This window comes from Roseomonas sp. TF40, from assembly GCF_057219975.1.
In genome coordinates, this window is record NZ_JBXVVR010000001.1 from 519,193 (window position 1) to 537,580 (window position 18,388).

An 18,388-nucleotide genomic window follows, 5' to 3' on the forward strand; every position below is an offset into this window, starting at 1 on the left:
TGCGCGTCAGCCCAGCGGATCGAAACGCATATGCTCGCCCACCAGCCGGGCCATCACGGCCTTGCCGATGGGGGCTTCCCCGAGACCCTCGCGCACCGCGTAGTAGCCGGCGATGGAGACGAGTTCGGGGTCGAAATGGCTGGCGAAGACGCGCGCCGCGGCGTGGCTCTGCCCGCCGGCGATGGCGCGGCCCAGCAGCCGCCCATAGACGTGGATGTTGCCATCCGCGATCACCTCGGCGCCGCGGTTGACGGTGCCGACCACGATCAGGTCGCAGCCCTGCGCCCAGATGCGCTGGCCCGCGCGCACGGGCTGGTCCACCACCATCGCCGGCTTCGCGATGCCCTCGGGCATCGGCTCGGGCGCGGGCGGCGGCGGCGGCGCGGCGGCCTGGGGGGCCGGCGGGAGAGGCGCGGCGACGGGCTGCTCGGCCGCCTCGCTCTCGCGCCCGATCAGCGCGCGCAGCGGCGGCAGGCCGGCCCCCTGGGCGGCGACCTTCATCTCCGGCGTGCCGCCCGTGGTGCCGATGGGCACGATCTCGATCCGGCGCAGACCCTCGATCAGCCCGGCGAAATCGACCTCGTTGGGGCGCGCGGCGATGTCATCCAGCCCGATGACGACCGGGGCGAAGCGCAGGAAGCCCGGCGCGCGGCGGAACTGGTCGCCCAGCGCCGGCACCACCGCCTCCGCCCGATGGTCCAGCAGGCGCAGCACCAGCAGGTTGAAATTGGCGCCGCGCAGCCGGAAGGGCTCGAGACGGGATGCGGGGGGCCTGGACGCGGCGGACATCGCGACGGGGTTTTCTCGATCTGGGGCGCGTGGCGCGGCGGGGGACCGCGCCTTCGCCTCGTCTATAGCCGCCGCCCTGAGCGGGGCGAAGCCCGTTTGCGGCAGGGTTACACATATGAGGCGCTTGGGGGCCGAACTTGGCCCGATCTGCGAAGTGCGAATCGGGCCGCTTCAATCACTTCCGCCGATTCCCTAACCGCCGCGGATGTTGAGGCTGCGCACCAGGTCACCCCACTTCGCCACCTCCACGCGCAGATGCGCGGCCAGCGCCTCGGGCGAGGTGTCCTCGTAGATGTCCACCCCGGCCGCCACCAGGCGCTGGCGCGTCGCCGGGTCGCGCACCGCCGCCGCCACGGCCTGGGAGATCGGGCGGATCGCGGCCTCCGGCGTGCCGGCCGGCGCGTAGACGCCGTTCCAGGCCGAGCTCTCGTAGCCGGGCACCCCGGCCTCGGCCAGCGTGGGCAGCTGCGGCAGCATGGTCGAGCGCACGGCGGTCGTCACCGCAAGGCCGCGCACGCGGTTGTCGGCCATCAGCGGGCCGACCAGGGTCTGGCTGTCGATCATGAAGTCCACCCGCCCGGCCGTGAGGTCCGCCACCCCCTGCGGCGTGGTGCGATAGGGCACGACGGTGAAGGACACGCCCGCGAGCTTGCGCAGCAGCTCGGCCGAGAGATGGCTGGTGGCGCCGATGCCGGCCGTGCCGAAATTCGCCTCGCCATTCTTGCTCCGCAGCCAGGCGAGGAAGGAGGGGATGTCGGTCGCCGGGACGGAAGGATGCACCACCACCGCGAAGGGCTGGCGCGTGGGCAGCGCGACGGGGGCGAAGCTCTCGATCGGGTCGAAGGCGAAGTTGGCGTAGAGCGCCTTCATCGCCGCGTGCCCCACCGAGCCCACCATGATGGTGTTGCCATCGGGTGCGGCGCGCGCCGCCACCGCCGCGCCGATGGTGCTGCCCGCCCCGCCGAGATTCTCGATCACCATCGGCCGGCCGAGCAGCGGCGACATGCCATCCGCCAGGATACGCGCCACGACATCGGTGAGCCCGCCCACGCCAAAGGGCACGACCACGCGCAGCGGCCGCGCCGCCTGCGCGCGCGCCACCGCCGGTGCCGCCAGCGCGGCCAACAACACACGACGCGAAACAGCCATTCCGAAGCCCCTCTTCTCCCGTTGCGCCCGATAGTGTCCCATCGCGGGCAACAGAGCGAGAGGCCACGCGTGCACGCCATCACCCTGCAGGAGCCCTTCCGGGCCCTGTTCTACACGCCCTTCTACGCGGCGCTGGCACGCGGCGACTTCGCGCGCGCCGGCGTCGCGGTGAAGCTGATCACCGTGGGCGAGCCGGATCGCGCGGTGGCGAACCTGCTCTCGGGCGCGGCGGAACTCGCCTGGAGCGGGCCGATGCGCGTCATCCGCGATCACGCGAAGGACAGCGCCAGCCCGCTGGTGAGCTTCGGCGCGGTGGTGATGCGCGACCCCTTCCTGCTGATGGGTGCCACCCCCAATCCCGACTTCCAACTCGCGGATCTGGCCGGCCGGCGCCTCGGCGTGGTCAGCGAGGTGCCCACGCCCTGGTGGTGCCTGCAGCTCGACCTCGCCCGCGCCGGCGTCGATGTCGGCGCCATCAACGCGGTGACCGGGCGCGGCATGGCGGAGAACGCCGCCGCCCTGCAGCGCGGCGATATCGAGGTGGCGCAGGTCTTCGAACCGGTGGCGAGCCAGATCGAGGCCGCGGGCGGCGCCGTGTGGCACGCCCAGGCGCAGCGCGGGCCGACCTCCTACACCGCCTTCTACGCCACGCGGGCCGCGCTTGCCGCGCATCGTCCGGCCATGCTCGGCATGATCCGCGGCATCGCCGCGATGCAGGCCTGGCTGCACGCGGCCAGGCCGGCCGAGATCGCCGCCACCGTCGCGCCCTGGTTCGAGGGGCTGGACCGCGCGCTGCTCGAGGCCGGGATCGCGCGCTACCTCGCGCTCGGCCTGTGGAGCACGAACCCGCGCTTCCCGCGCGCGGCCTTCGACACGCTGCAGGCCGCCATGCTGAACGCCGGCGCCATCGCCCGCGCGCCCGGCTTCGCCGCCTGCGTGGACGAGGCGATCGTGGAAGAGGCGCTGGCATGAGCAAGCGCCTGCCCACGCGCGCCGATTACGGCTTCTTCCTCACCATCCCGACACGCTGGATGGACAACGACATCTACGGCCACGTCAACAACGTGACCTACTATTCCTACTTCGACACGGTCGTCGCGCGCTTCCTGCTGGGCACCGGGTCGATCAACCTGGTGGACAGCCCGGTGATCGGCGTGGTGGTGGAGACGCAATGCCGCTTCCACGCCCCGATCGCCTTCCCCGACGAGGTCACCGCCGGGCTGCGGGTGGAGCGCGTGGGCAATACCTCCGTCCGCTACGGCATCGGCATCTTCCGCGGCGCCGAGGAACAGGTCAGCGCCGAGGGTCATTTCGTGCATGTCTATGTGGACCGCGCGACGCAGCGCCGCCCCACACCCTTGCCGGCCACGCTGCGCGATGCCGCAACCACCTTGCTCCGGGAAAGTTGATACACAACCTTTCGTTGCAATCGGCTGCTTCGCCTGATTAGACTCAGTCCCAGGGGAATTGAGTCGAGGGCGGGAAGATGAACATGCCGGTCACCGGGACGCAGCGCATCGCCTGGGTCACCCCGCGCAACGCGACCCCTGCCTTGCCCGAGCCCATCCTTCAGATCCGCCCGCTGCGCTACGTCGCGGAAGGCCATCCCGGCGCGCTGCCGCCCGTGCAGGGGCTGCGCGTGCAGGTGCAGGGCAGCCTCGCCGCCCGCATCGAGCAGGAAGGCCAGAGCGGCCTGCTGCGCATCCAGGACCTGCCGCCCGGGCCGCGCCGCGTGCTGCTGACCGATCCGGAGCGCCGCTTCCTGCCGCTCGCCCTCAGCCTCACCATCCCCCCGCGCCTGCCGGCGCGACCGACCATGGCGGCGCCGCCGCCCGCGCCGCTGCCGCGCCCCACCGTGCTGCTCCGCCCCGCCCCGGGCCGCGCCATCCCCGCCGGCATGACGGCGGTGATCGGCACGCTGCGCGATGCGGCCGGGCACGGCATCGGCCTGGGCATGATCACCGTGATGTCGGTGCTGGAAGGCCGCCCGGCGCGCATCGTCACCTGGACGGCGCCCGATGGCGGCTTCGCGCTGTGGCTGCCGGGCGAGGCACCGGGTCTCGACACCCCGGCCCCGCCGCCGGTCACGCGCAGCTTCGCGCTGCACCTGCCCATGCCGCGCCTCGCTGCGGCGCTGGCCGCCGATTTCCTCGGCGCGCTGCCAACCGACCTCGATGGGAGTGCGGCCACCACGCGCCCGGACCTGTTCCGCCCGGCCGAGGCACGGCTGCTCGGCCCCGATGGCGCGCCGGCCGAGGCCGAGGCCGGGATGCTGCCGATCCGCCCGGCCCGCACCCAGCGCTGGGATCTGTGCGTGGCCTGACGCCGCGCGGTTGACGCGCGCGCGCACCGGCCGCATTCCCGCCCGGGCAATCTCGGGCGGAGCAAGCGACATGACCACACTTTCGCGACTGGCGATCCTGGACGACTACCAGGATGTGGCGCGCGGCATGGGCCCCTGGGCGCGACTGCCCGGCAGCCTCGACATCACCGTCTTCCACGACACGCTGAAGGACCAGGAGGCGCTGGTCGCGCGCCTGCTGCCCTTCGACGCGATCCTGGCGATGCGCGAGCGCACCCCCTTCCCCGCCGCGCTGCTCCAGCGCCTGCCAAATCTGAAACTCCTGATGACCACGGGCGAGAAGAACCGCGCCATGGACGTCGCGGCCGCACAGGCGCAGGGCATCACCGTCTGCGGCACGCCGAGCGTGGGTGCGCCGACGGTGGACATCACCTGGGGGCTGATCCTGAACCTGCTGCGCGACCTGCCGGCGCAGCAGGCCAACCTGCGCGCCGGCGGCTGGCAGACCCATGTCGGCACCTCGGTGGAGGGGCTGACACTTGGCATCGTTGGCCTGGGCAAGCTCGGCACGCGCGTCGCCAGGGTGGGTCAGGCCTTCGGCATGAAGGTCATCGCCTGGAGCCGGAACCTGACCCCCGAGGCCGCCGCCGCGGTGGGTGCGACGCGGGTCGAGAAGGCGGAGTTGTTCGCGCAGTCGGACGTGATCTCGCTGCACATGGTGCTCTCCGACCGCTCGCGCGGCATCGTCGGCGCGGCCGAGCTGGCGGCGATGAAGAAGAGCGCGGTGATCATCAACACCTCACGCGGGCCGCTGATCGACCAGGCGGCGCTGGTGGCCGCCCTGACGGAGCGGCGGATCGGCGGCGCGGGGCTCGACGTCTTCGACGAGGAGCCGCTGCCGCCCCACCACCCGCTGCTCGCCTGCCCCAACACGGTGCTGACGCCGCATCTGGGCTATGTCTCGGTGCAGAACTACGCCGCCTATTTCCAGGGCGCGGTCGAGGCGATCGAGGCCTATCTGGCCGGCAAGCCGATCCGCGTGCTGGCACCATGAGCGCGTCCGATCGCCGCAGCGCCGAAGGGCGCGAAGACGTGAATCGGCCGCCAACAAACGGCCATCTGCCGGCTTTCTGGGCGGGCGCCACGCAGGCGGAGCGCGACGCCGCCTACAACAATGCCGAAGCCGTGGCCGACAGCCCGGCGCTGATCGCCGCGCGCGATGCCGCCGCCTCGGCCTTCCGCGCGGCGCATCCGGCGCATCTCGACCTGCCCTTCGGCCCCGGCGCGCGGGAGAAATGGGACCTCTTCCCCGGCCGCGACCCGGCCGCGCCCTGCCTGGTGTTCATCCATGGCGGCTATTGGCAGCGCAACCGGCGCGAGGATTTTGCGCACCTTGCCGAAGGCGCCCTCGCCATGGGGTGGAGCTTCGCCTGCCATGGCTACACCCTGGCGCCCGAGGCCTCGCTGACCACCATCGCCTGGCAGGTCCATGCGGCGCTCGATTGGCTCTCGGCGCAGGGCGCGGCGCATGGCATCGCGGGGCCGCTGGTGGCCTCGGGCTGGTCGGCGGGCGGGCATCTGACGGCGCTGGCGCTGGAGCATCCGGCGGTCAGCGCCGGGCTCGCCATCAGCGGCATCTTCGAGCTCGCGCCGATCCGCGAGACCTATCTCAACGCCGCGCTCAAGCTGACCGAGGCGGAGGTCGCCGACCTCTCGCCCCAGCGCCGGCCTGTGGTGATGAAGCCGCTGGCCATCGCCTATGGCAGCACGGAGCTGCCGGAACTCGTCCGCCAGAGCCGTGATTTCCATGCGCTGCGCAGCGCCGCGCACGCACCCGGCCCTCTGCTGCCGATCCCCGGCGCGGATCATTTCCGCATCCTCGAGGCGCTGCGCCAGCCCGGCGGCAGCCTTTTGCGGGCTGCCGCGACGCTGCTGGACTGAGCCGCGCCCGCTACCGCGCCGGAAGGCTGTGCTGGTCCCGCACCGCCCGGCGCAGCTTCTCCAGCAAGGCAAGGCGGGCGGCTTCATCGCCCGCCTGGTCCAGCGCCTTCTCCAGCTCCAGCAGCAGCGCCGCGCGCTTGTTGTGCCAATCGGGCTGGCCGAGCCCCTCGGGCGTGGCGCGACGCCGCGCGCCGCCGGCGGCCGGCAGGCGTGTGGGCAGCCGGCCTGGCTCCAGCGCGAAGGCCTCATCCATCATCGGGCGGATCACCGCCTCCTTGGCGAGTTGCCCCGTGCCAGTCAGGCGCGCCGCGAGCCCCTCGATCGCCTCGGGCTCGCCATGCACGAGAAAGACGCCACCGGCCAGCTTGCCGCGCGCGGCAACCCAGCGCTCCAGCTCCGGCCCGTCGGCATGGGCGGAGTAGCCCTCGATCCGCGCGATGCGCGCGCCGACGCGATAGGTGTCGCCCTGGATGCGGACCTCACTCGCCCCATCCTGCAACAGCCGCCCGAGCGTGCCGGCAGCCTGGAAGCCGACCAGCGCCACGATCACGCGCGGGTCGCACAACCGCGCCTTGAGATGCGCACGGATGCGCCCGGCCTCGCACATGCCGCTGCCAGCGAGCAGGATGTGGAAGCCTTCCTGGCGCGTGATGCGCTGGCTTTCCTCGCCATCGGCCACGTAGCGCAGGCGGGGCGAGGTGAGCGCCGCGCGCAGCGCCCGCCCATCCTCCAGCGTCTGGGCATGATGCTGGAAGACGCGGCTGGCGCGCGTGGCCAAGGGGCTGTCGAGGAAGATCGGCGCAATCGGCACCTCATGCGCGTTCATCATGTGCACGAGGTCCAGCATCACTTCCTGCGCCCGCTCGACGGCGAAGGTCGGGATGAGCAGCGCACCACCCTGGGCATGCGCCGCGCGCACCAGCGCCCCCAGCGCCGCACGCCGGGCCTTGGGGGTGATGGCCGGGCGATCCTCATCGCCATAGGTCGATTCGATAATGATATGGTCCACCCCGCCCTCGGGGGCCTCGGCGCGGTGCTGCATCGTGCCGTCATCCGGCCCGATATCGCCGGAGACGACCACGCGCATCGACCCTTCCGGCAGGTCGAAGACCAGTTCGATCGAGGCCGAGCCCAGCATGTGTCCGGCATTCCAGTAGCGCGCCTGCACGCCGGGCACGGGCGAAAACCAGGCTCCGTATTCCACGGGCGCGAAGAGGGCGAGCGTGCGCTCGGCATCCTCGGCCGTGTAGATCGGCTGCACCGGCGCGCGCCCGCGGTTGCGGTTGCGGCGGTTCAGGATCTCCACCTCATGCTCCTGGATGTGCCCCGCATCGGGCAACATGCAGGAACACAGATCGACCGTAGCGGGCGTGGCGTGGATGCGTCCGCGGAAGCCCATCCCCGGCAGGCGCGGCAGCAGCCCGCTATGGTCGATATGCGCATGGGTCAGCAGCACGGCATCAAGCCGCTTGGGATCGAAGGCGAGCGGCTCATAGTTCAAGGCCTTGAGCGATTTCGGCCCCTGGAACATGCCGCAATCCACGGCGAAGCGCGCGTCCGGCGTCTCGAACACCAGGCAGGATCCGGTGACGACCTGCGCCGCGCCGCAGACCCGCAGGGTGATGGCCATCACGCTTCCTCCACGCCGGCTGTTTCTTCCCTCCCGGCTTGGGCGCAGCATAGGCCCGCCGCGAGAGGTCGGAGAAGCGGCATCGCAGGAGCGACCGATGTCGAAGCGGCCAGCCCGGAACCAGCCAGCGCGCGATCTGCCGAGCTATCGCCTCGCGATGCTCGACCGCGAGTTCCTGCTCAGCCCCGCGATGCGCGGCGTGCGGCTGCAGGTGGAATGCGCCAAGGCGGATGAGGCGCTGCGCGCTGCGGGCATCCGCTCGACCATCGTGGTGTTCGGCAGCGCCCAGGTACGGGAAGACGGGCCGGGCCGCCATGCCGCCTGGTATGCGCAGGCCCGGCGCTTCGGGCGTATCGCCGCCGAGCGCGGCGGCGCGCTGCGGCCCGTGGCAGGCGTGCGCGACAATGTGATCGCCACCGGCGGCGGCCCGGGGATCATGGAGGCGGCGAGCCGCGGCGCGCATGACGCCGGCGCACCCGCCATCGGCTTCAACATCCGCCTGCCGGCCGAGCAGTCGCCCAACCGCTACACCACCCCGGCGCTGACCTTCCAGTTCCACTACTTCGCCATCCGCAAGTTGCACCTGGCGATGCGCGCCCGCGCGCTGGTGGTCTTTCCCGGCGGCTTCGGCACGCTCGACGAATTGTTCGAGATCCTGACCCTGCGCCAGTCCGGCCGGATGGGCGTGGTGCCGATCGTGCTGGTGGACGAGGCCTATTGGCGCAGCCTCATCCGCTGGGAGGTGCTGGTCGAGAACGGCATGGTCACGGGCCAGGATCTCGACCTGCTGCGCTTCGCGGAAGATGCGGAGGGCGCCTGGGCGCTGCTGGAGCAGGCGGGCGTGGCGCTCGGCAGCGATCACGCCCAGGCGCCCGGCACGCCGACGCCGCCATGAAACATGCCGCCCCGGCGCCTGGATCAGCCCGCGCCGCAGCCCGGTAGCGGGCGCACCAGCCCATGCCCGTAGACCGGATCGCGCCCCGGCGCGCCGAGGTCGAGCGCCGCGCGCGCCAGCCGCTGAGTCGCGGTGGCGGCATCCAGCGATACCATCGCCTGGGCGAAGGCCGCGGCGACGAAGGGCACGGCATAGGAGGTCCCGCTCAGCGTGCCGCGCCCGGCCGGGGCAGGCAGGCCGACGCCAGGGGCGGCGAAGGCCAGGTGGCTGCCCCGACCGGCGCGGATGAAGGGCCGGCGCTCCCGGTCCACCGCCGTCACGGCGATGACCCAGGGGTAGGCGGCCGGGTAGCGCGGCGGGCTGGCCTGGCCCTCATTGCCCGCCGCCGCGGCCAGCAGGAGCCCCGCCGCCGCCGCGCGCTCCGTCGCCAGGGCCAGGACCTCATTGGCCGGGCCGGCGAAGGAGAGATTCACCACCGCCACCTGGTGCTGCAGCATCAGCCCGAGCGCGGCGGCGAGGTCGAAGGCGTCCGCCGCATCGCCATCGGGCGTGCGGTGGAAGGCATCGATGGCCAGGATCGGCGCCGGGCCAAGCTGCGCGGCCAGCAGCGCCGCCACCGCCGTGCCATGGGTGGGGGAGGACGGCGCGCGGCCCGCCCCGCGCCGGGTCAGGCGCTCGATCGGCAGGCCGGCCAGGGCCGGGGTGGCGGGATCCACCCCGGTGTCGATCATGCCGATGCGCGCGGCCGGACAGATGATCGCCGCCGGCAGGGGCGTGGCCGGCACCGCCCCTGGGCCCGCCTGGCCGGGCCGGTAGAGGTGGTTGAGATCGACCCGCGCCGCCGGTGCGAGGGCGCGCGCGCGCTCCCGCGCCGCGGCGGCGCTCAGCCCGGTGGGCAGGCCGAGCCGGGCGACGCGCCCGGGCAGGAAGCCGGCCGGGGCTTCCTCGATCACCGTGAAGCCGGCGGCCTGCAGCCGCGCCAGGGCCGCGTCGTCCAGCCCGATGATGGCGAGTTCGCGCGGCACGGAATCGGGCCGGGCGGGCGGCTGGGCCGGGCGCGGCGCGGGGGCGGGTGCGGCGGCCACGGGCGCGGGCGGTGGGGCCGGGGGCGCGGCCGCGCCGGGAGCGAAGGCACCGAGGAAGCTGCGCAGATCCTGCAACACGCGGCCGGAGGGCGGGGCCCCGCCGAGGGGCATGCGTGCCTGGCCATCCGGCCCATCGCCCCCACCGCCACCGCCACCGCCACCGCCGCCGGCCGCGCCGCCACCGGCCGCGCCGCCGCCGCCATCATCGTCATCCGCCAGGCCCGGCGATCCGCCGAGCAGCGCCAGCACGCCCAGCACCACCAGCCATCTCGCCCCTCCTGACAGGCGCATGGATCAGTCTCCGCTCTCGGGGTGTCGGCGGGCCCGCGCGCCGGGGCGTGCGCCGCCGTGCGAATGGGCTATGCTGGCCCTCCGGGAATAGAGGCGCGGCCCAGTCGATATGGTTCTGGAACACTGAGGATGACAGGCCCGGATGGCAAGGCGCCCACCCCTTTCGCGCAGGAACTCGTGGCGCTGCTGCCGCGGCTGCGCCGTTTCGGCGCCGGCCTCACCGGCTCGCTCGACGCGGCGGACGACCTGGTGCAGGCCGCCTGCGAACGCGCGCTGCGCGCGCCCGAGCGCTTCACCCCCGGCACGCGCATGGACAGCTGGATGTTCCGCATCATGCAGAACATCTGGATCGACCAGCGCCGCGCCCGCGCCCGCCGCGGCCCCGCCAGCAGCGAGCCCGAGGTGCTGGCCGCGCTGGTGGGCACGGATGGCCGGCGGATCACCGAGGCGAGCCTCACCCTGGAGCGCGTCTGGGCCGCGATGCAGACCCTGCCGGAGGAGCAGCATGCCGTCCTGGTCGCGGTCTGCGTCGAAGGCCTGGGCTATGTCGAAGCCGCCGAGATGCTGGAGATTCCGCTTGGCACGGTGATGAGCCGTTTGTTTCGCGCCCGGCGCGCCCTCGGCCAGGCCCTCGGCCTGACGGCGGCAGCGGTATCCGGCGAAGGAGGCGCCTAGGCCATGGCCCAGGAAGATGAAGACGATCTGATGCTGATGCGCCTCGCCGATGGCGAACTCTCCGCCGAGGCAAGCGAGGCGCTGCTTGCGCGGATCGAGGCGAGCCCCGACCTCGCCGCGCGCTTCGCGCTGTTCCTGGAAACACGGGAACGCGTGGCGGCCAGCTTCGCCCCCGTGCTGGATGCCCCCGTGCCGGAGCGGCTGGTGCAGGCGGTGCTGGCCGCCGATGCCGCGATGCAGCCGGCGAATGACCGCGGCGCGCCGCGGCCGGGCCGCGCCGCACGGCCGCTGCTGGCGGCCTCGGTCGCCGCGCTGCTCGCCGCGCCGCTCGGCTATCTGGTCGGGCGCGAGGCCCCGCCGCGCAACGCCATCGTCGATCCCTTCGCGGGCGCGCGCACCCTGCTGGCCGAGACGCTGGAGAGCACGCCCTCCGGCAGCCGGCGCAGCCGGGGGGGCGCATCGGTGCAGCCCCTCGCGACGCATCCCGTGGCCGGCGGCGCCTGCCGCGACTTCCTGCTGGAAGCGCCGGAGGGTGCGACGCTCGGCATCGCCTGCCGCGGAACGGAGGGCTGGGTGCTGCGCGCCTCGGTGCGGATCGAGAACGCCGCTGCCATGCGCCCGGCCTCGCCCGACCACCCCGTGCTGGCCGCGGCGCTGGAGCGCCTGGGGGCCGCGGCGCCGCTGGATGAGGCGGCCGAAGCCGCGCTGCTCCGGCGCGGCTGGCGGTAGGCCGGAACGCCGAAAGGCGGCCGGTTCGATGAACCGGCCGCCCCCAGCCCATCCGGGCAGGATGCTCAGAACAGCGTGAAATCCGAATCGCTGAGCTGCGCGACGCCGAGCAGCGTTGCGATCTGCACCGCCGCCGCCCCGCCCGCGCCATCGGCATCCCAGGACAGCGCGCCGGTCGTGGTGTTGAACAGGAAGGTGCCCAGCCCCGCCTGGGTCGCGACCGGGGCGATGCCATTCACCACCTGGGCCGTATCGAGCGAGTTGCCCGCACGCAGCCCGCCGCCGAAGAGCCGCGCGTCGATCGCCAGGAAATCCTCGCCGCTGGTGAAATCCGTGACGATGTCACGATCCGCCGCGCGGTTGCCGAAGATGAAGAAGTCCTGGTCCGCCCCGCCGGTCAGGCGGTCCACGCCCGCCTCGCCGCGCAGGCTGTCGCTGCCGTCACCGCCCAGCAGCAGGTCATTGCCCAGGCCGCCGCGCAGGTCGTCATCATCCTGCCCGCCATCCAGCGTGTCGGCGCCGGCATCGCCGAACAGCCGGTCCGCGCCCTCATTGCCGTTGACGATGTCGTTGCCGGCATCGCCATTGACGATGTCATCGCCCTCACCGCCCGAGACCGTATCGGCCGCATCGCCACCCGAGAGCGTGTCGCCATCCGCGCCGCCATCGATGAGGTCGCGGCCGAGTCCGCCCTCGATCAGATCCTCGCCGTCCTCGCCGAAGAGCACGTCGTTGCCGGCCTCGCCGCGCAGCACATCCTTGTCGGCGCCGCCGAAGAGGCTGTCCGCCCCCGCGCCGCCGAGCAGCAGGTCATCGCCATTGTCGCCGCGCAGCACGTCGTTGCCGGCCTCGCCAAGGAGCTGGTCGGCCTCGTCCCCGCCCTCGAGGATGTCGTTGCCGAGGCCGCCCAGCAGCGTGTCCTGCCCGGTATCGGCGATCAGCACATCGTCGCCGTCATTGCCCTCGAGCAGGTCGTTGCCCACACCACCCAGCAGCAGGTCGTTGCCCAGGCCGCCCGACAGGACATCGTCATCCTCCCCGCCATCGAGCGTATCGGCGCCGGCATCGCCGAACAGCGTGTCGAGCCCCTTGCCCCCGAAGAGCAGATCGGCCCCGCCGAGGCCCTGGATGAAGTCATCGCCATCGAGACCGTCGATCACATCGGCCAGCTGCGTGCCGATGATGCGGTTGTTGCCAAGCGTCGCGCTCATTTCTGTCTTCTCCGCCTTGTCGTTGCGCCGGGGAGCAGGGCCGTTCATCGGCACCCTGCCCTTCCGATCGCAGCCACAACGCGGCGGCGCGGCGTCTATTCCCGGCCTGACACGGGCGTGATCAGCCGGCGAGGAAGCGCCCCGCGCCCTCGGCCAGCACCTGCACGCAGAGCGCCAGGTCTTCCTCCTTCGTGTCCTCGGACCAATGGTGGCTGATGCCGCCGATGGAGGGGGTGAAGAGCATCGCGGCCGGCATCCTGCGCGCGAGATACTGCGCGTCATGCCCCGCCCCGCTGGGCATGCGTTGCCACTTGCCGGGTGCCAGCGCCTGCGCCGCATCGGCCAGCGCCTGCTGCATCGCCGCGTCGCAGAGCGCGGGGGTGGAGAGGCTGACGGGTTCGAGCACGCAGGGGCATTTCTCGCGCCGGTTGCTCTCCTGCACCAGGGCGCGCAGGCAGGCCTCCATGCGCGCGATCACGCCCTCGTCGATGTCGCGCAGCTGGAACATCACCTCCGCGCGGCCGGGGATGATGGAGTTCGCCCCGGGGTCGAGCGTGATGCGCCCGGTGGTCCAGGTGCTGCGCGGACCGCAGACCAGCGGAAACTGCCGGTCGATCTCGGCGAGCAGCCGCACGGCGGAGAGCCCCGCATCGCGCCGCTCGGCCATGGTGGTGCCGCCGGCGTGATCCTGCATGCCGGTGAAGACCAGCTTCCATTGCCGGATCGCGACGATGCCGGTGACCACGCCGACCTGGAGATCCGCGCTCTCGAGCTGCGTGCCTTGCTCGATATGCATCTCCAGAAAGCCCTTGTGCCGTCCTGGCTCCATCTGGATGCGCGGCAGGCCCTCGAGCCCCGCCTCGCGCAGCGCCTGGCGCAGCGGCTTGCCGTGGTAGCGGTTGGAAAGCGTGTCGATCTCGGCCTCGGGCAGTTCGCCGATGAAGCTGCGCGAGCCGATGAAGCCGCCATAATGGCCTTCCTCATCGGCCCAGGCGGCGACATCCACCGGCAGCCCGGCACGCGCGAGCGCGAGGCCCGCCACCACGCCGAGCGCACCATCCAGCCAACCGGCCTCGTTCTGGCTCTCGATATGGCTGCCCACCAGCAGCTTCGGCCCTGGGCCAGGATGGCGGCCGATGACGTTGCCGATGCCATCCATCGCCGGCTCCAGGCCGATCTGCTGCATCTTCGCCATCAGCCAGCGGCGGCTTTCCATGTCCTGGGGCGAGTAGGTCGGGCGGTGCACGCCGGTGCGGAAGGTGCCGATGCCGCGCAGCTCGTGCAGGTCGGCGAGGAATCGGGCAGTGTCCACATGCGGCATGGCAAGGCTCTCGGATGGTGGTCGCCGCCATGCTGCGCCGCACCTGCCCGCCGCCACAAGAGAGGGACCCGCAAACATGCCCGAGATTTCCCGCTTCATGCCGCCCGCCGGCGGGCGCAAATACCCGCCCTTCGCGCTCGCGGTCCGGCATGGCGACACGCTCTACGTCTCGGGCATCGGGCCCATGGGTCCGGATGGCGTGCCGAAGGATGACTTCGCCGCGCAGTTCGCGATCGTGATGGATCACCTGCAGCGCGCGCTGATCCAGGGGGGCAGCAACATGCGCTCCATCCTGAAGGCGAATGTGCTGCTGACTCGCGCGTCAGACGTGGCGGAGATGAACCGGCTCTACGCCGCGGCCTTTCCCGCGGATGCGCTGCCGGCGCGCACGACCTGCGTGGTCAGCGCGCTGCCGATTCCGGAATTCCTGCTGGAGATCGAGGTGATCGCGGCCGTGGCGTAACCGGGCGGGTCAGGCTTGCCGCATGGCCGCCTGCGCCGCGCGAGGGCGCTACCGATGCGACCCCGCGACATCCCGAGGATGAGCGCTGGCTTCAGGCCAGGGGCGCGTCCGGCGCGATCGCCAGCAGGCTCGCCCCGGCGCGCAGCCGCCGCGCCATGAAGGCCAAAGCGGGGTCGTCGGGGCGGGCCGCGGCCAGGGCCAGCAGGCGCGCCGCGGCCTGCTCAGGGTGTTCTCGCAGGCTCTCGAAGGCCGCGACATGGGCGCTGACCTCCGCCCCCGGCAGGGCCGGCACGCCGATCTCGATGGGCTGCGCCTTGCCGCGGATGAGGAAGACGCCGATCGGGCGCAGCGCATGCGCCTCGCACCGCACCGCGGTCGCGGCCGAGACGAGCAGCCGCGTGCCGACCAGCTTGTTCAGCGCCTCGATGCGCGAGGCGGTGTTGAGCACATCGCCCACCGCGCCGTATTTCAGCCGCGCCCTGGTGCCGATGTTGCCGACCAGCGCCGCCCCCGAATGCACGCCGATGCGCGTCACACCAAGCTCGATGCCCGCGCCGCGGCGGGTGGCGCGGAAGGCCTCCGCCGCGAGGTCGAGGGAAAGCGCCGCCCGCACGGCGCGATCGGCATGGTCGGGCTGGCGGTGCGGCGCACCGAAGATGGCAAGCATGCCATCGCCTGCGAATTCGGCCACCAGCCCCCCGGCGCGCGTGACCGCCAGGGTCAGAACCTCGAAATAGTCGTTCAGCAGGGCCGCCATCCGGTCCGGCGGCAGGGTCTCGGCCAGGGCGGTGAAGCCGGCGAGGTCGGTGAAGATCACCGAGATGTCGCGCTGCTCGCCGCCAAGCCGTGGACCTTCAGGCTCGGCCAGCATCGCGTCGATGATGGCGGGGTCGAGGTAGCTGTCGAAGCTGCGGCGCAATTGCCGGCGCTCCTGCAGCCCCTGGGCGTGCAGCGCCCAGATCGTGGCGATGGCAGCGAGCGCGAAGGCGAGGCCCGCCGGCACCAGCGGCGGCACCAGCCCCTGGCCATAGGCGAAGATCCCCAGCGCGAGCAGCGCGCCCAGCCCCAGCGCCAGCCCCGCCAGCGCGCGCAGCGGCCGGGCGACGCCCTGCGCCAGCCCGGCGCCGAGCAGCGCCGCCACCCAGGCGGCCAGCGCCTCCGCCAGCGGAGAGAGCGGGCGCAGCCCCGGCGATTGCCCGCGTGCGAGGCGCAGCAGCTGGTCCGCCACATGCGCGTGCAGCGCGGCGGAACTGTCCTGCGCCCCGGCGCCGCGCGCGGCACTCAACGGCGTGGTGAAGCCGTCTCGCACGCTCGGCGCCTCGATCCCCACAACCACGGCCCGGCCGCGCAGCAGTGCCTGGCCCTCCCCGGCCAGCACCGCGCCGAGCGAGAACTGCGGGAAGCCACCAGCCCCGGCGGCGAAATCAAGCAGGATCTGGTAGCCGCCGGCATCCGCCCGGCCATAGGGCGCGCCCCGGGCGGGGAGCAGCGGCACCGGATGCCCGGCCAGGGAGATGCGCTCTCCGGTCTCGTCCAGCGCCTGCGGCATCGCGCCCAGCAGGCGGGTTGCCAACGCGGCGCCGAGGCCGAGATGGTTCTCGCCGCTGACCGGATCCAGCCCGGCGAGCAGCCCGCGCCGGACCACCCCGCCCGCATCGGCCGGCAATTCGGCCAGGGCCACGGCATCGAGGCTCTCGGGGGTCAGGAAGAAGGGCGGGGCGACGCGCTGCGCGGCCGGGCCGGTCAGCCGGGCGGCCCAGGCGATGTCGGGGCTGGTCGCCGCCCGCGCCGCCAGCGCCGCGCTGCCGGGGGGCTGGGGCAGGTCGCGGAACAGCGCGATGCCGATGGGGCCGGCCTGCGCCGCCGCCAGCCGGTCGAGCAGCGCGGCCAGTGTGCCATCGGGCAATGGCCAGCCATGCTGGCGCAGATCGGCCTCCTGCATCAGCACCAGGGCGATGTCGGCGCTGGGCGCGCGGCCGGCCCGGTGCAGGATCAGCCGGTCATGCAGCCACAGCGCCGGGGCCTGGAGCGCGCCGGCGAATTCCAGCAGCAGCACGGCCGCGAGCGCCAGATGCGCCGCCAGCAGCCCGCGCCAGCGACGCGGCCCAGGCGACGGCCTGCCAGGCGAGGCCGGGGGCGCTGACGCGCTCAGTTGCCGGGCCGGGCCGCGCGTTCGCGCGCCAGCGCCTGCAGGGCCGGCTGCAACCCGCGGAGCGAGACCGCCACCACCACCTCGGCCTGGCCGGCATCGCGGTATTCGAGGCGCGCCGCGGCCTCCCGCGCGCCGAGCCGGGCCCAGGGATCCTCGCGAAACTCGGCATCGAGCAGGCAGCCCGCCGGCCCGCAGGCCCGCAGCACCAAGGGCAGCGCGCGCGCGCGTTCCTCCGGCACCAGGGCGAAGGGCAGCTGGGCGGCGACGTTGACCGGGATCAGCAGCACCATCTTCCAGGGGTCGTTGGCGCCGCTGCCTGTCCGGCCGAGCGCGATCTGCACCACCGCCTGCCCGGCGCGGTTGCCGATCACCTGCGCCAATTCGCAGCTGCGCGCGGGCGGGGCGCCGTCGCAGCGGAGCGTCCAGTCGCCATAGGTCGCGGTGGTGCGGGCGGGCTGGGGCAAGGCGGGCGGAGGGCTGGCGGGAGAGGTCGCGGCGGGAGGCGCCGGGCGCTGCTGGGCAGCGGCCAGGGGCGACAAGGCCAGCCCCGCGGCCAGGGCCAGGATGCCGATTGCGCCGCGCTGCCTCATCCGGGGTCCACCCTGCCTCACCATCCCGGCGCAAGGTCCGCCGAAAGCGGCCCTGGCCGCAAGGGGCGCGCTCACGCGCCGCGGGCCCGGGACAGGGCGGCGTCCAGCGCGGCCGGGTCGGGCAGGCGGATCGCGCCGCGCTGCACCATCACCAGCCCGTCCCGCGCCAGCTGGCCGAGTTCGCGAGTCACGGCCTCCCGCCGCGCGCCGATCCGCGCGGCCAGCACCTGATGCGTCGGCGGCGGGGAGATGCTGCGCCCCGGCGCCGGGCGGGCGGGTGGGCGCGCCAGATGCAGAAGCTCCGCCACCAGCCGCCAACGCACCGGCAGGGCGCGATCCAGCAGGCGCTGCTCCTGCGCGCGCAGCCGGGCCAGCAGCAGGCCCAGCAGGCGGTGCAGCAGCACCGGGCTGCGTTCCACCAGGCGCAGGAAGGCCGGGCCCGGCAGCACCGCGAGGCGGCAGGCGGTGAGCGCGGTGATGCTGGCCGAGCGGGCGGCGCCATCGATCGCGGCCATCTCGCCGAAGATCTCGCCGCGGCCGAGATCGCCGAAGATCGTCTCCTGGCCCTGGGCGTCGCGGACCAGCACCCGCATGGCCCCCGCGGCGACGAAGAAGACATCGCGGGAGTCCTCGCCATGCGCGACCGCCGTCGCACCGGGGGCGAGGTCGCGCCAGCGCAGCGCCGCCAGGGCCTCGGCGAGGGCCTGGGGCTCGGCGCCCTCCAGGAAGGGCAGGGCCGGATGGGTCATGCGCCGATGTCGCGCGGCGGCCGGGGGCGGGGCAAGCGGTTTGTGCGCCAGCGCACAGCGTCCTTGCCGCTCCCGCGTCAACTTCGTGTCATCGCGCGGTCGTTGCCCCGCCCCGTCCAGCAATTTATGGTGAGTCCAGAAATGAGCGCATTTCCCCCCTTTTCCGTACTGGCCGCGCTGCTGGTCGCCCTGGCGGGGCTGCACCCCCTCGGCGCCATCGCACAGACCCGCGCGCCGGAGCGCGTGGACCCAGACCGCCCGATCTCCCGCGGCGCGCTCGGCCTGCCGGCCCGGGGCGGGCCCCGCGACACCGTGCCGGCCGGCACGCGCGGCCCGACGGAGGATGCGGCGCCGCGCCCCACGACCCCGGTGCAACCCCCTCGCCCGGCCCCATCGCGCACGCCATGACGCGCCCC

Annotated in this window: 19 protein-coding genes; 10 read left to right on the forward strand and 9 right to left on the reverse strand. The window is 73.4% G+C overall.

Annotated features, from left to right (window positions below; all coding sequences use genetic code 11):
• Positions 1-6 precede the first annotated feature (6 nt).
• Together minC and AC2D9U_RS02285 are read right to left on the reverse strand one after the other, a co-directional pair.
• On the reverse strand, positions 7-789 hold the full coding sequence (gene minC, locus AC2D9U_RS02280) for a septum site-determining protein MinC (protein ID WP_484746008.1): 783 nt from the start codon (positions 787-789) through the stop codon (positions 7-9).
• 192 nt (positions 790-981) lie between these two features.
• Positions 982-1,938 (reverse strand): Bug family tripartite tricarboxylate transporter substrate binding protein, encoded by a 957-nt coding sequence (locus AC2D9U_RS02285; RefSeq protein WP_484746010.1) that lies wholly within the window; start codon positions 1,936-1,938, stop codon positions 982-984.
• Positions 1,939-2,007: 69 nt separating this feature from the next.
• On the opposite strand from AC2D9U_RS02285, the gene AC2D9U_RS02290 reads away from it, so the two are divergent.
• From AC2D9U_RS02290 to AC2D9U_RS02310, 5 genes are all read left to right on the forward strand, one after another.
• Positions 2,008-2,910, forward strand: coding sequence for an ABC transporter substrate-binding protein (locus AC2D9U_RS02290; RefSeq protein WP_484746011.1), 903 nt, complete (start codon positions 2,008-2,010; stop codon positions 2,908-2,910).
• On the forward strand, positions 2,907-3,347 hold the full coding sequence (locus AC2D9U_RS02295; RefSeq protein ID WP_484746012.1) for an acyl-CoA thioesterase: 441 nt from the start codon (positions 2,907-2,909) through the stop codon (positions 3,345-3,347). Before AC2D9U_RS02290 ends, AC2D9U_RS02295 begins: the two co-directional genes overlap by 4 nt.
• A 77-nt stretch (positions 3,348-3,424) precedes the next feature.
• A complete protein-coding gene (locus AC2D9U_RS02300) occupies positions 3,425-4,261 on the forward strand; it encodes a hypothetical protein (protein ID WP_484746014.1) in 837 nt (278 codons plus the stop codon).
• Between the two features lie 70 nt (positions 4,262-4,331).
• Complete coding sequence (locus tag AC2D9U_RS02305) at positions 4,332-5,294, forward strand: D-2-hydroxyacid dehydrogenase family protein (protein WP_484746016.1); 963 nt, start codon at positions 4,332-4,334, stop codon at positions 5,292-5,294.
• Positions 5,291-6,181, forward strand: coding sequence for an alpha/beta hydrolase (locus AC2D9U_RS02310; protein ID WP_484746018.1), 891 nt, complete (start codon positions 5,291-5,293; stop codon positions 6,179-6,181). Before AC2D9U_RS02305 ends, AC2D9U_RS02310 begins: the two co-directional genes overlap by 4 nt.
• Positions 6,182-6,191: 10 nt before the next feature.
• On the opposite strand, the gene AC2D9U_RS02315 is transcribed toward AC2D9U_RS02310, so the two are convergent.
• The gene (locus tag AC2D9U_RS02315) at positions 6,192-7,811 is read right to left on the reverse strand and encodes an MBL fold metallo-hydrolase RNA specificity domain-containing protein (protein WP_484746019.1); all 1,620 of its coding nucleotides are present in this window, start codon (positions 7,809-7,811) and stop codon (positions 6,192-6,194) included.
• A 97-nt stretch (positions 7,812-7,908) separates the two neighbouring features.
• On the opposite strand from AC2D9U_RS02315, the gene AC2D9U_RS02320 reads away from it, so the two are divergent.
• Entirely contained in the window at positions 7,909-8,706 is a 798-nt protein-coding gene (locus AC2D9U_RS02320; protein WP_484746020.1) for an LOG family protein, read from the forward strand.
• Positions 8,707-8,729: 23 nt separating this feature from the next.
• Here the strand turns inward: AC2D9U_RS02320 and AC2D9U_RS02325 are convergent, their stop codons facing one another.
• A complete protein-coding gene (locus AC2D9U_RS02325) occupies positions 8,730-10,082 on the reverse strand; it encodes a S8 family serine peptidase (RefSeq protein ID WP_484746023.1) in 1,353 nt (450 codons plus the stop codon).
• A 129-nt stretch (positions 10,083-10,211) separates the two neighbouring features.
• Between AC2D9U_RS02325 and AC2D9U_RS02330 the strand changes: the two genes are divergently transcribed.
• Together AC2D9U_RS02330 and AC2D9U_RS02335 are read left to right on the forward strand one after the other, a co-directional pair.
• Positions 10,212-10,757, forward strand: a complete 546-nt coding sequence (locus AC2D9U_RS02330; protein ID WP_484746026.1) for an RNA polymerase sigma factor — start codon at positions 10,212-10,214, stop codon at positions 10,755-10,757.
• A gap of 3 nt (positions 10,758-10,760) precedes the next feature.
• On the forward strand, positions 10,761-11,486 hold the full coding sequence (locus tag AC2D9U_RS02335; RefSeq protein ID WP_484746028.1) for an anti-sigma factor family protein: 726 nt from the start codon (positions 10,761-10,763) through the stop codon (positions 11,484-11,486).
• Positions 11,487-11,551: 65 nt separating this feature from the next.
• Here AC2D9U_RS02335 and AC2D9U_RS02340 read toward each other — a convergent pair whose 3' ends face one another.
• Together AC2D9U_RS02340 and AC2D9U_RS02345 are read right to left on the reverse strand one after the other, a co-directional pair.
• The gene (locus AC2D9U_RS02340; protein ID WP_484746031.1) at positions 11,552-12,697 is read right to left on the reverse strand and encodes a calcium-binding protein; all 1,146 of its coding nucleotides are present in this window, start codon (positions 12,695-12,697) and stop codon (positions 11,552-11,554) included.
• 121 nt (positions 12,698-12,818) lie between these two features.
• Positions 12,819-14,018, reverse strand: a complete 1,200-nt coding sequence (locus AC2D9U_RS02345) for a hydantoinase/carbamoylase family amidase (RefSeq protein ID WP_484746033.1) — start codon at positions 14,016-14,018, stop codon at positions 12,819-12,821.
• Positions 14,019-14,094: 76 nt separating this feature from the next.
• Between AC2D9U_RS02345 and AC2D9U_RS02350 the strand changes: the two genes are divergently transcribed.
• Complete coding sequence (locus tag AC2D9U_RS02350) at positions 14,095-14,481, forward strand: RidA family protein (RefSeq protein ID WP_484746036.1); 387 nt, start codon at positions 14,095-14,097, stop codon at positions 14,479-14,481.
• Positions 14,482-14,572: 91 nt separating this feature from the next.
• Here AC2D9U_RS02350 and AC2D9U_RS02355 read toward each other — a convergent pair whose 3' ends face one another.
• The 3 genes from AC2D9U_RS02355 to AC2D9U_RS02365 all read right to left on the reverse strand — a co-directional run bounded on the left by AC2D9U_RS02355 (position 14,573) and on the right by AC2D9U_RS02365 (position 17,972).
• Positions 14,573-16,537, reverse strand: coding sequence for a CHASE2 domain-containing protein (locus AC2D9U_RS02355; protein ID WP_484746039.1), 1,965 nt, complete (start codon positions 16,535-16,537; stop codon positions 14,573-14,575).
• A 92-nt stretch (positions 16,538-16,629) separates the two neighbouring features.
• Positions 16,630-17,097 carry an invasion associated locus B family protein gene (locus AC2D9U_RS02360; RefSeq protein WP_484746042.1) on the reverse strand — a complete coding sequence of 156 codons (468 nt, stop codon included), beginning with the start codon at positions 17,095-17,097 and terminating at the stop codon, positions 16,630-16,632.
• Between the two features lie 197 nt (positions 17,098-17,294).
• Positions 17,295-17,972: a Crp/Fnr family transcriptional regulator gene (locus AC2D9U_RS02365; RefSeq protein ID WP_484746044.1), complete on the reverse strand. Its 678-nt coding sequence runs from the start codon at positions 17,970-17,972 to the stop codon at positions 17,295-17,297.
• 141 nt (positions 17,973-18,113) lie between these two features.
• Here AC2D9U_RS02365 and AC2D9U_RS02370 point away from each other — a divergent pair, with 141 nt between their 5' ends.
• Positions 18,114-18,380 carry a hypothetical protein gene (locus AC2D9U_RS02370; protein ID WP_484746045.1) on the forward strand — a complete coding sequence of 89 codons (267 nt, stop codon included), beginning with the start codon at positions 18,114-18,116 and terminating at the stop codon, positions 18,378-18,380.
• Positions 18,381-18,388: the final 8 nt, after the last annotated feature.